The 15,316-nt window shown below is 47.0% G+C and carries 18 protein-coding genes; 16 read left to right on the top strand and 2 right to left on the bottom strand.

The window, feature by feature from the left end:
- Positions 1 to 65: 65 nt before the first annotated feature.
- The 5 genes from GPK94_RS00610 (at position 66) to mobQ (ending at position 3,857) form a co-directional block, all read left to right on the top strand.
- A complete protein-coding gene (locus GPK94_RS00610; RefSeq protein WP_055145311.1) occupies positions 66 to 995 on the top strand; it encodes a ParM/StbA family protein in 930 nt (309 codons plus the stop codon).
- Positions 992 to 1,366: a hypothetical protein gene (locus tag GPK94_RS00605; RefSeq protein ID WP_055145314.1), complete on the top strand. Its 375-nt coding sequence runs from the start codon at positions 992 to 994 to the stop codon at positions 1,364 to 1,366. Before GPK94_RS00610 ends, GPK94_RS00605 begins: the two co-directional genes overlap by 4 nt.
- Positions 1,367 to 1,569: 203 nt before the next feature.
- A complete protein-coding gene (locus GPK94_RS00600) occupies positions 1,570 to 1,758 on the top strand; it encodes a hypothetical protein (protein ID WP_055145756.1) in 189 nt (62 codons plus the stop codon).
- Between the two features lie 164 nt (positions 1,759 to 1,922).
- Complete coding sequence (locus GPK94_RS00595) at positions 1,923 to 2,153, top strand: hypothetical protein (protein ID WP_055145317.1); 231 nt, start codon at positions 1,923 to 1,925, stop codon at positions 2,151 to 2,153.
- A gap of 6 nt (positions 2,154 to 2,159) precedes the next feature.
- Positions 2,160 to 3,857 carry a MobQ family relaxase gene (mobQ, locus tag GPK94_RS00590; protein ID WP_055145320.1) on the top strand — a complete coding sequence of 566 codons (1,698 nt, stop codon included), beginning with the start codon at positions 2,160 to 2,162 and terminating at the stop codon, positions 3,855 to 3,857.
- A gap of 133 nt (positions 3,858 to 3,990) precedes the next feature.
- Here the strand turns inward: mobQ and GPK94_RS00585 are convergent, their stop codons facing one another.
- Together GPK94_RS00585 and GPK94_RS00580 are read right to left on the bottom strand one after the other, a co-directional pair.
- On the bottom strand, positions 3,991 to 4,659 hold the full coding sequence (locus GPK94_RS00585; protein WP_055145323.1) for a hypothetical protein: 669 nt from the start codon (positions 4,657 to 4,659) through the stop codon (positions 3,991 to 3,993).
- Entirely contained in the window at positions 4,656 to 5,216 is a 561-nt protein-coding gene (locus GPK94_RS00580; protein WP_055145326.1) for a sigma-70 family RNA polymerase sigma factor, read from the bottom strand. Before GPK94_RS00580 ends, GPK94_RS00585 begins: the two co-directional genes overlap by 4 nt.
- A 401-nt stretch (positions 5,217 to 5,617) precedes the next feature.
- Between GPK94_RS00580 and GPK94_RS00575 the strand changes: the two genes are divergently transcribed.
- From GPK94_RS00575 to GPK94_RS00530, 11 genes are all read left to right on the top strand, one after another.
- The gene (locus GPK94_RS00575) at positions 5,618 to 5,830 is read left to right on the top strand and encodes a helix-turn-helix domain-containing protein (protein ID WP_055145329.1); all 213 of its coding nucleotides are present in this window, start codon (positions 5,618 to 5,620) and stop codon (positions 5,828 to 5,830) included.
- Positions 5,827 to 6,495 (top strand): response regulator transcription factor, encoded by a 669-nt coding sequence (locus GPK94_RS00570; RefSeq protein WP_055145332.1) that lies wholly within the window; start codon positions 5,827 to 5,829, stop codon positions 6,493 to 6,495. Before GPK94_RS00575 ends, GPK94_RS00570 begins: the two co-directional genes overlap by 4 nt.
- Before the next feature lies 1 nt (position 6,496).
- Positions 6,497 to 7,504: a HAMP domain-containing sensor histidine kinase gene (locus GPK94_RS00565; RefSeq protein ID WP_055145335.1), complete on the top strand. Its 1,008-nt coding sequence runs from the start codon at positions 6,497 to 6,499 to the stop codon at positions 7,502 to 7,504.
- 100 nt (positions 7,505 to 7,604) lie between these two features.
- A complete protein-coding gene (locus GPK94_RS00560) occupies positions 7,605 to 8,285 on the top strand; it encodes an ABC transporter ATP-binding protein (RefSeq protein WP_055145338.1) in 681 nt (226 codons plus the stop codon).
- Positions 8,285 to 10,789 carry an ABC transporter permease gene (locus tag GPK94_RS00555; RefSeq protein WP_055145341.1) on the top strand — a complete coding sequence of 835 codons (2,505 nt, stop codon included), beginning with the start codon at positions 8,285 to 8,287 and terminating at the stop codon, positions 10,787 to 10,789. Before GPK94_RS00560 ends, GPK94_RS00555 begins: the two co-directional genes overlap by 1 nt.
- A 42-nt stretch (positions 10,790 to 10,831) precedes the next feature.
- Complete coding sequence (locus GPK94_RS00550; RefSeq protein ID WP_055145343.1) at positions 10,832 to 11,194, top strand: hypothetical protein; 363 nt, start codon at positions 10,832 to 10,834, stop codon at positions 11,192 to 11,194.
- 123 nt (positions 11,195 to 11,317) lie between these two features.
- Positions 11,318 to 11,686 (top strand): recombinase family protein, encoded by a 369-nt coding sequence (locus GPK94_RS00545; RefSeq protein WP_215654159.1) that lies wholly within the window; start codon positions 11,318 to 11,320, stop codon positions 11,684 to 11,686.
- Positions 11,683 to 12,279, top strand: coding sequence for a recombinase family protein (locus GPK94_RS15930; RefSeq protein ID WP_252192473.1), 597 nt, complete (start codon positions 11,683 to 11,685; stop codon positions 12,277 to 12,279). Before GPK94_RS00545 ends, GPK94_RS15930 begins: the two co-directional genes overlap by 4 nt.
- Positions 12,280 to 12,304: 25 nt before the next feature.
- Positions 12,305 to 12,814, top strand: coding sequence for a DUF4368 domain-containing protein (locus GPK94_RS15925; RefSeq protein ID WP_252192472.1), 510 nt, complete (start codon positions 12,305 to 12,307; stop codon positions 12,812 to 12,814).
- A 14-nt stretch (positions 12,815 to 12,828) separates the two neighbouring features.
- Entirely contained in the window at positions 12,829 to 13,203 is a 375-nt protein-coding gene (locus tag GPK94_RS00535; RefSeq protein WP_193536817.1) for a recombinase family protein, read from the top strand.
- 701 nt (positions 13,204 to 13,904) lie between these two features.
- Entirely contained in the window at positions 13,905 to 15,305 is a 1,401-nt protein-coding gene (locus GPK94_RS00530; RefSeq protein WP_215653882.1) for a Wadjet anti-phage system protein JetA family protein, read from the top strand.
- Positions 15,306 to 15,316: the final 11 nt, after the last annotated feature.

Genomic DNA, 15,316 nt, shown 5'->3' with positions numbered 1-15,316 from the left:
TACCGTACAGAGCCGTACACAAACAATCTATTTTCAAGGCCGCACAGCGGCAGAAAGGACAAACTATGAACTATATGAACAATAACCCTATAATCATCGGCATCGACCACGGCTATGGGAATATCAAGACTGCACATTGCTGCTTTCCTACGGGCGTGATCATCTCTGACAAGGAGCCGACCTTCAAAAGCAATCTGCTTGTCTACAACGGCAGCTATTACACCGTGGGCGAAGGTCACAAGGAGTTTATCTCTGACAAAATGACAGACGGTGACTACTATATTCTGACCCTTGCTGCCATTGCAAGAGAGCTGAATATCCGCAAGCAGACCTCTGCCCGTGTGCATTTGGCGGCGGGGCTCCCTCTTACTTGGGTCAGCGAACAGAAGGATAGCTTCAAGGCGTACCTGTTGCAGAATGAAATGGCGGATTTCATTTTCCGTGGTGTCAGCTATCATGTGGAGTTTGCCGGAGCGGACATCTTCCCGCAGGGCTTCTCCGCTGTGGCGGACAGACTGCGGGGATTCAAGGGCATCAATATGCTTTGCGACATTGGCAACGGAACGATGAATGTCATGTATATCAACGAGCGCCGTCCGCTATCTCAGAAGTGCTTCACGGAGAAGTACGGGACAAACCAGTGCATGATTGCTGTCCGGGAAAATCTCATGCGGCAGTTTGGCGCATCGGTAGATGATACGATTCTGGAGCGTGTGATTCGCTTTGGGACGGCAGACATCAGCGAACGCTACCTAACTGCTATCCAGAACACAGCGAGGGATTACACCGCAGGCATCTTCCGCAGACTGCGTGAGCATGAGTATGACCCGGAACTGATGAGGCTCTATGTTGTCGGCGGTGGAAGCTGCATGGTGAAGAATTTCGGAGAATATGATGCCAGCCGGGTGATGATCAATGATGACATCTGCGCCACAGCCAAGGGCTATGAGCTGCTGTCTGCACAGAAAATGCAAAAGAAAGGCGATCTTGTATGAAGCAAATCTACACAACAACACTTCGGCTGAATCTGGAGAACGAAGCAGACCGCAGGGCGTGGGAGCATTTGCAGAGCCTTGACAGGCGAGAATATCGTTCAGTCAGCAAGGCAGTCGTTTCGGCGGTCAACGCTTACTTTGACCGTAGCAAGCAGCTTGCCGATGATCCCTATCTGGAAACACGGGAGAAGGAGGACGCTTTCCTCAGCCGGATCGAGGATACCATCTCACGCAGCTTGCAGAGCTGTACGCCGGTAAGCCTTGGCGGTATCCTACAGCTTATGCAGAGCGCACAGCCTGCCGCTGCTCTTGTTTCGGAGGAAACCGAGGAGGACATTTCAGCTGCGCTGGATTTTGCAGACGGCTTTTGAAATTACTTTTCTTGATTTTACTACTATGTTGGTGGCAATACAATCCGTCTTTGCTACCAAATTGGCAATTCTCAGAATGAGGAAAACAATTTACCATCAGTTCTGCAGGGAGTTGGTATCTGTGTGATACCAGTTCCCTGCTTTTTACTATCACGAAGCCGCCCAGCGGCAGAAAGGAGCCAGATATGGCAAATAAAAAGATCATGACCAAGGAAGAATTGCAGGCCAAGCACCGATTGGAGGAGGCACAAATGCGGGATCGGGCGAAAGAGCGAAAGGCCCGTACCAGACGCTTGATTCAGGAGGGCGCTGTTTTGGAGAAAGTATTTCCAGAGGCTCAGCAAATGGAGCTTGAAAAATTAGAGGACTTGTTATATGAGAAGCTACACTAATCTGCGAGGGGCGTTCCGGGCAACCGGGGCGTCCCTTCCTTTTTTATCCCGAAGGGCGCACTTACTCACCACCTGCGAAGCAGGCGGTGGTATCCCTTCCGTTGGTCGGGCTCGTGCGCTCTTCACGAACTGTCCATCGGACACTTCTCCAGAGAGGGCAGGAAATGCCGCAAGTCAGCATTCCCTGTGCAGTCGGCGCTTCTGCTGATGCAGAGATTGCTGCTTGTCGCACCAATCCGGCAGATACTCTGCCCGCCTCCTGCCTGCGAAAACCTGCCACCGGCAGCTTTATCGCAGATATGGGCAGCAATGCAGCCCATTTTCTCTTTGCAAAGAGAAACAGAAACCAAGGGGTGGCGTTTTACCACCCCCTCACAAAATACGAATCGAGGTGAACGCAAATGGCAATTTACCACTTGGAGGCAAAGGTGGTCAGCCGGGGAGCCGGACGCTCCGCCTGTGCAGCCTCCGCTTATCTCAGCTGCTCCCACATCCTCAATGACTATGACGGAGTACAGCACGATTACACCCGAAAGCAGGGGCTTGTGTGGCAGGAGGTATTCCTGCCGGACATGGCCCCACCCGCATGGCAAGACCGAGAGGTTCTCTGGAACGCCGTGGAGGAAAACGAGAAAACCAAGGACAGCCGCTTAGCCCGTGAGTTTGTGGTAGCCCTGCCCATAGAGTTGTCCCTAGAGCAATGGCAGACGCTGTTGACGGACTTCGTACAAAACCAATTTGTCGCAGACGGGATGTGCGCCGATCTGGCAATCCACGATCCTGATCCACCGGGTCATAATCCACATGCCCACATTCTCTTGACGGTGCGCCCGCTTGATGAAAGCGGCAAATGGCAATACAAAACGGAGAAGGAATATCTCTGCAGCCGTGACGGTGAGGAACGGGGCTTTACCGCTGCCGAGTTTAAGGCTGCACAGGCTGACGGATGGGAGAAACAGTACCAGTACAAGGTAGGCAGGAAGAAAGTGTATATGACACCATCCGCAGCTGAGGAACATGGATATGAGCGTGCCAGCAAGTATCCCAAAAGCACCAAATACGGGAGACAGAATCCCATTTCTGAACGCTGGAACAGCGAGGAACAGCTCCTTATCTGGCGCAAAGCATGGGCAGATGTGACAAACAAATATTTGGAGCGATACGGTCATGAGGAGCGCATCGACCACCGCAGCTTTGTCGAGCGAGGCATTGACGAGCAGCCCACCATCCACGAGGGCGTGATTGCCCGTGCTTTGGAACAGAAAGGTATCGTGTCCGACAGGTGCGAACTCAACCGTCAGATCAAGGCGGACAACAGGCTCCTGCGGGAACTGAAGGCGCAGTTCAAGAAAATTACGGAGGCGGTGAAGAACACGCTGCCCGCTATTGCAGAAGCGTTGGAAAAGCTGCGGGAAAATATGCTGATCTTCTGCTATCAGTTAGGGCATATCCGCAGCAGCAAGAAACAGATGACCGGTGCCTTGAATATTCTGAAGCCAAATCTGGCACAGTACCGCTCCCTTGTGCAGCAGATAAAGGAAACAACCAAAGAACGGAAGTCCCTACTGGCTGAAAAGAAATCCCTTCCTGCGATCCACTTTGTCAGGCACCGTGAGCTTGCCTCCAAAATAGCCGAGTTGACGGAAAAGTTAGAGGAGCTAAAAAGCGAAAAGGCTATGCTGCTTCATTCTCTGGAATACCCAGAGGACGCCACAAGCGATATCTTCCAGCGCCAGATTGACCGCTATGAAGATAATCTCAAACGGCTTGAGGCGCAGGAGAATAAGTATGCCGGAGAGCTGGAGGCTGCATTGTCTGAGTATGCCGAGCTGAAAGAGCAAGCTTCCGGCTTTGATTCCTTGCAGCTTTATCTGGAGCGGAAGGCACTTCGACCTGACAGAGAGAAAGCAGCAGCCCAACGCATTGAAGCGGCTTATGGCGACAAGTTCAGTTGGTGGTTGATGGAGAGTGGCCTACGGGATGTGTCTGGCTATCTTGACGAATATGCACAGGAAAAGACAATGGATCGAGAACTGCGGCAAAGGCGGCGATCGGAGCGGCTTGAGCGTAAGATGAAAAACAGAGATATGGAACGTTAAAAGTGCTGGAGGTTGAAACTTCAGGTGAAGTCTGTGACATAGGGGGATGGAGATAATCCCTATACGTCAAGCGTAAAATAAGCACCGGTATGGGTTTTCCATACCGGTGCTTGCAATATTTAATCGAATTCTATCACTTAAAATCAAAAGAGTTTTCCAACAACTTATCAAGTGCTGCCATCAGTTCCGCTCGAACAGCCTCTCTTTCACTTTCTCCGCCTGCATTTTCGATATAGATGGAATAGTTATCAAATGTGATATAGGCGTAATAGATCACAGTCTTAATTCCTTCGCTGTTTGCATTTGTAACGAAGTAGCCAGCTTTAACTGGCGTATCTCCAACCATAGATACATTTCCCTTGCCAATTACGGTAGTATCCATAAGATTGTTCCCAGACAGCGAAACAACAAATTTCATATCGCTGTAATGACCATCAAAGCCAACAAATGCTACATCGTCCAAGGTAAAGAGGGCATCTCCGGAAATCGGAAGATCACCGAAAATAGTCTGAACCTCATCTTTGGTCAATGCTCGTGCTTGCAAGTTCAAACTCAGAGCAGAGGCTACCGTATCTGCTTTAGTGAAAGATATGGTAGTTCCATCACCTAATGTAGCTGTTTCTGTACTTTTGCCGAATAATCCCATACTAAACACTCCCACCACGATTAGACAGAGACACGCAGCAATTGCCCCAAATTTCAGCCAAATGCTTTTTTGTTTCTTTGCCTGATAACTCGCCGTTTCTTCGATATGACGGCTACCAATGCCACCAACGGCGTCAGAGATGTTCTTTCGTGTCATAAATCATACCCCGCTTTCTGTAAATGATTTTTAAGTTTGCTTCTGATTCGGGAAAGGCGAACAGACACATTGTTATTTGTTGTACGAAGCCTCTTTGCAATTTCTGTAATGCTATCTGAGTACCAATACCTTGCTACAAACATAACCCTGCTTTCCTGATCCAAGCTGTCAAGGAAACGATCAATTTCCTGTGACAGCTCCTTTGCATCCACTTCCTGTTCAATAGTAGATGCAGAAGTTAGGCACTCTTCCAACTCATCAAGTGCAACATCATAGTAACTGTTTCGCTTTAGTGCAGTATTTGCGTGGTATTTTGCGGTAGCGATATTGCGGGTAATACGAAAAATATAGGTTCTGAGTGGGTCAGGTCTTTCTGGAGGAATTGCATTCCACGCAGCAAGGTATGTATCATTTACACATTCTTCTGCGTCGGGTTCGCATTTCAAAATGTTGTTTGCAATTCTTTTGCAAGTTGAACCGTATTTTGCAGCAAGTTCAGCTATTGCCTGCTCAGTACGAGCAAAGAACAGTTCAATGATCTTCACATCCTCTAACAAGGTATCCACCTCCTCACCTATGTACTATGGATCTGGCGGACAATCTTACAGAAGCGAGGGAAAATTTCACACCTTTATTATAGTACATTGCAATTCTATTTTCTATCGCCTCAGCAAAATCGTTTGGCACCAGTCGAGGTCGCTCGGCAGTCTGAAAATATGGTCCTTCGGTTTTGGTAGAGTTGCTCGCAGCAGAGGAGGCGTAACAAAAAATTAAAGGTAGCTGCCCGGACAGAATGGGTTGGGTGGAAAAATAAATAATATCCGAAACAGGATGACGGAAATTGTTAGCGCCGAGTTAATTCGTACACAGTTAGTGTTTAAGTGTTTACAAACAGCCCATTGATATTGTTCGTTTGTGCGTATATAATATATATAACTATTTGATGCGGAGGTAAACTATGTTTGAATACATGACAGTACAGGATGCGGCTAAACTTTGGGGAATATCGGTGCGTCGTGTTCAAAAGCTGTGTGAGGAGAATCGCATTGATGGAATTGTTCGGCTACCTCGTGCATGGCTAATTCCCCAAGATGCCCAAAAGCCGGCTGATGGAAGATATAAACAAAATAAAAATGAATTTATAGCTGACAACAAGGAGAACACACGATGAGTAAATTGTTATTAGTGGAGGATGACCAAAGTATCGTATCCTCATTATCAGACTATTTAGGAAATGAAGGGTTCAAAATCGAAAATGCTCCCGGTCAAAAAGAAGCAATAGAAAAATTGGATAGCGACCAATACGATATAGCCTTGGTGGACATTCAATTATCAAACGGAAATGGTTTTTCTGTTTGTTCTGCAATTAAAGAAAGAGGAACTATGCCAGTTATTTTCTTAACGGCTTCTGATGATGAATATAGTGTTGTGGCTGGGTTAGATATGGGGGCTGACGATTATATCAGCAAACCGTTCAGACCAAGAGAACTGCTTTCAAGGATCAACAGCGTATTAAGGAGAACTAAGAACACACAAAACATTATCAGTTACCTCGACTTAGTTGTGGACACAAATCAAGCAACCGTATCAAAGAATGGGAAAGAGATTTTGTTGTCTGCTATGGAATATAAGTTGCTGTTAGTCTTTTTGCGTAACAAAGGTATTGTCCTTTCTCGCAGAAGATTGTTGGAGCTTTTATGGGACACTACTGGGGAGTTTATCAATGATAATACATTGACTGTCTATATGAAAAGGCTACGTGACAAAATTGAAACCAATCCGCAGGAGCCGGAAATCATAATTACCGTTCGTGGGCTTGGCTATAAGGTGGGTTGATATGGACTTTATCAGAAATAAAGAAGTTAAAAGGCAAATTGTTGTCAGCAGTATTCTTATTCTATTTTGGGGCGGCATTGGCATTATCGTTGATAGCAAAGCTGTGTGGATTGTTCTGTCGGCTATCATTTCATCCAGTGCAGTTTCCCTCTTTTTCACATATCAGAGATACAAGAAAATTGCTGATTTTAGTTTGCATATTGATAGGCTGTTACATGGAGATGAAAAAATTTCTTTTGGGCAGTTTCAAGAAGGTGAGTTATCTGTTTTACATGATGAAATATCCAAGATGACAAGACGGCTTATTGAACAGGCAGAAGCTCTGAAAATGGAGAAAGGTAATTTGGCAAATGCTTTAGCCGATATTTCACATCAATTAAAAACACCTTTGACATCGCTGAATATCTTAAATGCTTCTCTGTGTAATGAGGAACTGACTGACGAAGAAAGGTATGAGCTGATCCGCGAACAGACTATGCTCTTATCAAGAATGGAGTGGCTGATAGCCACACTTCTGAAAATATCCAAGCTGGATGCAGGAACGATTACTCTAAAGCCACAGGCGGTATACTTAAAAGATGTGGTAGAAAAAGCAATTCGTCCTCTGGAGATTGCGGCAGAATTAAAAATGCAGACAATCACGCAAGTGATTCCGGCAGAATTAAAACTATCTCTTGATACTGATTGGACTGCTGAAGCCTTGGGGAATGTAATCAAAAACTGTATCGAACATTCACCAGAGGGCAGCACTATCGAAATCAAGGCAATAGAAAGACCTCTTTTGACACAGATCATTATAGAGGATAGCGGAACAGGTTTTCAGGAAAAAGACATCCCCCATTTATTTGACCGATTTTATCAAGGAAGTGGCTCTACAATCGGTAATGCCGGTTTGGGGTTGGCTCTGGCAAAGACGATCATTGTCAATCAGGGTGGTGTCATCCAAGCGAAAAATCGGGAGTCAGGCGGTGCAAAATTTGAAATCTGCTTTTATCGGGGGACTGCTTAATGCAGCCCCTTTTTAAGTGACATTTTTGTAATGAAAAAGTAATGAAGCAGTCACTTGGCTTTGCTATACTGAATTGCAAAAATATATGGAGGAACTTTTTATGGAGATATTAAGAGTAGAGAATATCTGCAAAACCTATGAAATGGACAATGCTCCTGTCCATGCTTTGTCAGATGTTTCTTTTTCCGTCGATAAAGGAGAGTTTGTTGCAATCATTGGAGCATCTGGGTCTGGCAAGTCTACCCTGTTGCACATTTTAGGTGGTGTTGACAGACCGACTTCGGGAAAAGTATTTGTGGATGGACAGGATGTTTATGAGCAAAATGAAGATGAATTGGCTGTATTCAGAAGAAGGCAGGTTGGGCTTGTCTATCAGTTTTATAATCTGATCCCGGTTTTGACTGTCGAGGAAAATATCACGCTGCCGATTCGATTGGATGGGCGTAAAATCAATCAGGAGCGTTTGAAAGAACTGCTATCCACACTCAAACTGGTAAAGCGTAGAAAGCACCTGCCAAGTCAGTTATCCGGCGGTCAACAACAAAGAGTGGCAATCGGACGAGCGTTGATTAACGCACCTGCGATTATCCTTGCGGATGAGCCAACGGGAAATCTGGACACGGAGAACACAAGGGATATTATGAAACTTCTGCGTGAATCCAATGAAGTCTATCGCCAGACAATGATCCTGATTACCCATGACCGTGAAATCGCAATGCAGGCAGACCGTATTCTGGAAATTCAGGATGGCAGACTTGTGAGGGATGAGGTGATACGCTGATGAATATGATTTTCATGCTTACACTCAGGAATCTGTTGTCGAATAAAAAGCGTACCCTACTCACACTTTTAACCATTCTTTTGTCAATCAGTATGATAACCGCTATTCTCTGTGGGGGATGGTCGTTGGTTGATTTTTTGAAAGAGAAAGAAAAAGTGTATGGTGGCGATTATGACTACTACATGGAGGATTTGACTTGGGAGCAGGTTCAAGAGCTATATAGTCAAAACAATGTAGGCGAAGTTTCGCTTCTCCGCTTTGCCGGAAACAGTTTTTACGGGGAGAAATCCAACAGTACAATGCTCTCCGTTGGCGAGATTGACGAGAACTTTACCCAAAGATTTTCGTTAAATCAGTATTTGCTTGCAGGGCGTTTCCCGCAAGATGAAAATGAGATTGTTATTTCAGAATCTTTTTTGAAGAAAAACAACATGAATACAGAGATTGGAGATACGATTTCTTTAACTCTTGGTTCAAGAATTTGGGATGAATATAATGCCCAGCTTTCCGGGCTGACAAATTATAGGGGCGAAGAAGAAAGCTTCGTTCCAACAAAAGAGAAAGCGTATGTAGTTGTTGGTATTCTGTCAGATGTGAATGACTCAAAAATCGCAGCAAACTATAATGCCTTTGCAGGTGTTGACAAAACGGCATCCGATTTTGCTGCGTATGTCAAGGCAAAGAATTTATCCAATTCGATCTATACAGAAGCCGAAGAAGTGGCTGCGGCAGTAGACAGTCATGTAGCAAAGTTTCATTCGGAATTGTTAGTCTATCATGGAATTACCGGGGGTAAAGGAGCTGCAAAACTGATTGCTTTGGTGGTCATGGTCGTTTGTCTTTTGATGGCTGCATCTGCTTCAATGATCAGCAACGCCCTCTCCATTTCCTTACAGGAACGAATTAAGCAGATGGGAATGCTATCCAGTATTGGAGCCACAAAAGGGCAAAAACGCCTTAGCGTATATTTAGAAGCCTTCCTTTTGGGAGTGGTGAGCATACCCTTTGGATTGGTTGTTGGTATCCTGCTATCTGCTCTGTTATTAAGTGTGGTCAGGGCAGCTTTTGGAGAAACATTCACTTTTGGCATCGTAGAACTGTCCTTGAAGGTAAACGGATTGATCCTGCTCGTCAGCGGATTATCCGGCATTGCTTCTTTGTACTTCGGAAGTAGAAAGCCTGTGAAGCAAGCAGCTAAAATTACAGTTATTGAAGCGATCCGCCAGTCTAACAATGCGGTATCAAGAAAGAAATTCCGTGACGGAAAAATCGTTTCTTTGGTTTTTGGCATTTATGGTTCGTTAGCAGCAAAAAATATTAAGCGTAATCCAAAACGCTTCCGAGCGATTACCGGCTCTATTTTCTTGTCGGTGGTAATTGCCCTTTCCTTATATAGTTTCTCTGATTTTATGCTTTATCAGACATCCTTGGATATGAAGGAGGACGGTTCCTGTTATACTGATGTGATTTCGATGATTCAATACAAAGATATTCCTGTCGCAATCGGGGCATTATCGGATGAAAATATCACTGCGGATGTTTCCTATTCTTTTCAGCGATATATGACCGCTGAATTTTCGCAGGAACAAATCAATCCTGATATGCAAGGATATTTTATCAATGGTACGAAAGCAGAGGTATATGTCGTAGGATTGGACGAAGAACATTTTGTCTCTTTTTGCGATGAAAATGGATTCAGTCTGGATGTGACAAATTTCAATCATGGAATTTTGCTCAATCAGACTATGGGATACTATAATTCGGCACAAAATCGGGTAATTGCAGGCTCACCGTTTCTTATTGAACCGGGAACAGAAATCATTCCGCTGGGGGCATCCGAGGATGCCTTGCCGATTATCGTGGAAGAAATCGTTTCAGAAGAAAATGCAAATATCCAATCCATGTTTGTGAGAGATCGAGCTGTCCTCATCGTGCCTTTAAGTTATTTTAACTTGCTGATAGATGATAACGCCTATGTGGAAATGAGAATACAGACAGCACAGCATAAAGAAGCAATGGAATGTCTGGCTGACAGAGGATTTCCGCAAACTGTGGACATTGCAGCCGCAACGAATAATTCCAGACAGGTATATACGATTGCAAAACTGGTAATCTGCCTGTTCTCGATCCTGATGACGGTTATTATCAGCTTGAATGTTTGTAACACTATCTCGAATACGATTCATTTGAGAAGAAGCGAATTTGCTGTTCTGCGTTCTGTTGGTATGACTGCCAAAGGATTAAAATGTACGCTATTGCTCGAAGCTGTTTTGTACGGCGTAAAAGCATTGGTTCTTGCGTTGCCTGTGAGCTTTTTGATTCATTGTGCTATCTACTACTTCATATCGTCGGGTATGACACCATTTGCTTTTTATATGAACGGCGGTATTTATGCTCTTGCAGTTATGGCTGTCGGCGCTATGGTATGTATCGCTATGCTGTTTGCTGTTAGAAGCGTATCAAAGGTGGAAATTGTAGAGGAACTGAAATTGAGCAATATGTAATCATTCAATCTAACAAAGCAACTGAAACAGAGGTAATAGAAATTGCGTAAAAAGAAACTGGTAAAGAGAGTTGCAGGCATTGCTTTGACTGTTGGTGCAGTTATACTTGCCATTGTATGTGTTGGTAAAGTAAATCGCATTCAGAACGAAAAAGATATTATTGGCACATGGAAGGATGCAAATGCTGAGGAGATATTTACCTTTCAAGAAAACGGGGAACTTGCTGTGAGTAAAGATATGCCCGATTCGGGTCTATCCTGCGGTGACGCATATTATAGTTTTTCTTACTCGGATATAATCTGTGTTACACAGGGAAATAGTAGTGTAGAATTTGAGATAGAAGTAGATCAAAACGAATTGAAAATCTTCTTCATGGGACAAGAATATCTGGAATTGGAAAAGTAATGATTACAAATAAAAGAAAACCATTGAGCCGATAATTCGCATCCTTTGCGGACTAACGGCTCTGCATATATTTTGAACGCTATTTTCAGAAACATTGTGTTTTGCAGAAAAGCCCCTTGACAAATTCCATCTCAAAAGAAAATTCTACAAAAGGCCGCCAAGGACAAGGGCTACACGGACACTATCTTTTTCGTGGATGACGGTATTACCGGCACTACCATGAAGCGCCCCGGCTTTCAAACGATGATCGCTACAATCGAGGCCGGGTATATCTCGGCGGTGTTCGTGAAAGAGCTCTCCCGGCTGGGTCGGAACTACATTGAGGTGGGCAAGCTCACCGAGGAATTCTTCCCGCTCCATGATGTGCGGCTGGTGGCCGTTTCCGATGGCGTGGACAGCGACGAGGGCGAAGATGATTTTACCCCGTTCAAGAACATTATGAATACTACGCCAAGGACATCTCCAAGAAGCGCCGGATCGTCAATAAGATGAAAGGCAACGCTGGGATTCCGCTTTCGCCGCCGTCCTATGGCTACATAAAGAACCCGGATGATCCCCGGTTTTGGGTCGTTGACCCGGAGGCCGCCGAGGTGGTACGCCGTATCTACCGCATGGCGCTGGACGGGTACGGGCTGGCTGAAACTGCCGCTGCCCTCGGTGCGGATGGGATTGTCAACCAGACCTACTACTGGCGCAGCAGGGGTACAAGCAGAGGCGGCTCCAAAAGCACCGTGGAGACTACAAAATGGGGGCACACCACAATCAAGAAGGTTTTGACCACGCAGGAATACTGCGGGGATGTTATCAACTTCAAAAGCTATTCCAAATCCTATAAAATGAAGCGCCGGATTGAAAACCCGGAAGAAAACCGGGCAATCTTCCTCAATGTCCATGAGCCCATCATTGACCGTGTGACTTGGGAAAAGGTGCAAAGCCTGCAAACCACCCGGCGCAGGCGGCCTACCGTAACAAAGGAGTCCAGCGCCTTTTGCGGCTATCTGAAATGCCCGGAGTGCGGCGGCAACCTGACTTTCCACTTTAACCAGGGCAACCACGATACACCGGCTGGCCTGTTTCGCCAATGAGTACGAAAACGACTTTATCAAGGCGATGGTGGGCCGCTCAGCCAAGGTAGTAGAACATGACCGGGTACGCAAGAAGCGGGAGCTGGACGGGCTGCTGGCCCGGGACGGAGAGCTGGATATGCTCTTTGAACGGCTCTATGAGGACAATGTGTCTGGCAAGATCGACGATGCCCGGTTCGCCAAAATGTCTAAGCGGTATGAGCAGGAACAGGGCGAAAACGCCAAGAAAATCAAGGCCCTGCGGTTGGAGCTGAAAAAGCTGGAAGATAAGCGGATGGATGTGGACACCTTTCTGGAAACGGTGCGCCGGTACACCGACGCCACCGCCATCACCAGGCGCATGGTTGCCGAACTCATTGAATATATCGAAGTCTATCCTGCGGTCAAGGAGGACGGTGTTACCAATCAGCGGGTGACGATCCACTACAACTGCATCGGGGCCTTTGAGGTGCCGGATCGCCGGAAAATCCCCGAGCGGGATATTCTGCTGGAAACGAGAAAAGGCGTAGCATTAAGCTACGCCCCGGCGGTGTAAAGGTGGTGTGGGATATGAGAGCATTTCTCTATTGCCGTGTCGCCCATGACGATTCTTTCGCATTGGAACACCAGCGGTTTCTGCTCCAGATCTACGCAAAGAAGGCGGGATATACCATCATCGGCGCTGCGGACGAATACGGCAGCGGGCTCACATTAGACCGCCCGGCGCTCCAGAAAGTGACCGAGGCCGTTGCCGCTGGCAGGGTGGATGTGGTGTTAGTCCATAGCCTGAACCGGATAGGTCGGGAGTGGGGGATGACCCAAAGCTACATTGACCTGCTCACCCGGCACAAGGTAAAGCTCCTGTGCATCCGGGATCGGCTGCTGTTCGATGAAAACGGCGCCGCCCCAATTTTGACAATAAAAAATGCGGAGTGTCCTTTGTAGGATACTCAGATCCTATAAGGACACTCCGCATGGTCCGAGTGATAGGATTCGAACCTGCGGCATCCTGCTCCCAAAGAGGTTTTCGGCATTTTTTATAGTCGTTTCTAGCGGTTTTTACTCATTTTCACTCCAACTCACTTACTTTCCAACTCTCTTGTTTCCACTGTTTCCGCGTATTCCAGCTCTGTCTGTGGTCTTACATGTGGTCAGCGGAAAGGTTTCGGCCAGAAGCCCTGACCCACAGTGACACTCTAGGCAGCACAGTTTACCTCAAAGTTTGAAAAATAATACCTTCATCTCGAAAAACATACAAGACTTTTTTGAGATAAAAACAGATCAATTTTTGCGTCGCTATATCAAAGAAAACGTCTGTCAAAGATCCTCCCCCCAATCCGCCGCAGTCTTTGATACTACGGCGGATTTTTGGAGAAGGCTCAATTGCTACAGGTGCCCGGATTTTATAGGGACCCCTAGGAGGTTGTCATTCACCCCATTTCTTTTTTGCCGATGATATTGCCGCATTGGAGATGCGCTTGACGCAACCAGAATATTCCTATAAAGTTAATCTTGACAAAGCGGGCTACCAGAAAATAATAGGAGCGTAATCTTTTGATTCCTTACTGCAAAAAACTTTTTGCACAAATAAGCCTGATGCTTACGATACCTTAACCGTTCTCTCTGCCTGAATGGGAGGTCTCAAAATGAATCTTTTTGATTTACTCAATCCGAAAATGTTCCGGCCGCTGGCCGGGCGAAACCAACGTATTTATACTGACTTGCTGATGCTGATCTGGGACAGATGCGGCACATCCCAGGACTACAGCATAGGAAAAAGCGCGCTCACAGAGCTGACAGAGACTTATATGGAAGGGCTGGGCACCCTTCTGCCGCCGGATGAAGAAGACGAATGGGATGGAGCGACATCTGATGCCAGAAGCCAGGGTCTGCTGTTCCTGCGTCGCTTGCGGGACACGGGATGGCTGGAAGATTTGGAGGGCGGATATGAGGAGGAAACCCGCACGGCCCTGTGTGCCCCGGCTGTCCGCCTGCTGCAACTTTTTGATGAACTGCTCCATCCCAAGACTGTCACATACAGCGGAAAGCTCCTAAAGGCATATCGACTGCTTCAAAATCTGGAGCAGGAAAAAAGCCCTTATGAAAATGTGCTCAAAGAGGTCTCCGCTGACATGGCGGACCTGAACTCCTCCCTGCGGCAGCTCAATGCGTCCATCGGGACCTATATTGACCAGTTGACCCGGAACCGGACGCCCCAGGAGGTTTTGGACCTGTTTCAGCAGTACGAGGACGAGATCGTGGTGGCTGCCTACCACCGCTTCAAGACCAGCGACAATCTTTTTCAGTACCGAACCGGGATCATGGAGGGACTGGATACCTGCGATGGGCGGTATGCCGAAGCATTGGTCGCAGATTACTGCCGAGTGGAGCGGGTCAGCGAGGCGGAAGGCACCATTGCAGTGCGACGGCTGGTCCAGAAGGTGCGGGACGAGTTAGACATCATGCGGGATCTGCTGGCGGAAATCGACCGCAACCATGTGACCTACCGGAAGCGGGCCGTACAGCGGGCACAGTTCATGCTGCTCTCCGACGGCTCCGCCCAGGGAAAAATCAGCGATCTGCTGCGGTATTACGCCCAGACCATTCAGCGCCCGGAAGAGCTGTTCGAGCCAGACGAGAGCCCTTTGAGCCGCCATTGGAAATTCTATCCTACAGAGATCCTGGACAGGAACTTTCTCAAGCCTGCCATCAACAGCCGAACCCCCACTCCCATCGAGCAATCTCCTCCGGAACCACCGATATCCGAGGAGGAGCTCCAGCGCCAGCAGGAGTTGCTGCTGGAATATGTCCGCCAGGCGGTCACTCTGGAAAATGTAAATCGCTTTGCCAGCCAGGTGCTGGAGCACCGGGAGACAGTTTCCGCTTTGGAACTGGCTTCTGTGCAAAGTCAGGAGTTTATCAAAATCATCGGACTTCACACATACTCACAGTCCCCCGACCGCAATTATGAGATCTCCGAACAGGAGGAATGGGTCTCCTGCGGCGGATTCCGGTTCCAGCAGTTCTGGATACGCATGCGAAGCTGAAAGAGAGGTTT

The organism is Pseudoflavonifractor sp. MCC625, assembly GCF_018784545.1.
GTDB lineage: Bacteria > Bacillota > Clostridia > Oscillospirales > Oscillospiraceae > Pseudoflavonifractor_A > Pseudoflavonifractor_A gallinarum.
This window is presented reverse-complemented; position numbering and strand designations above follow the sequence as displayed.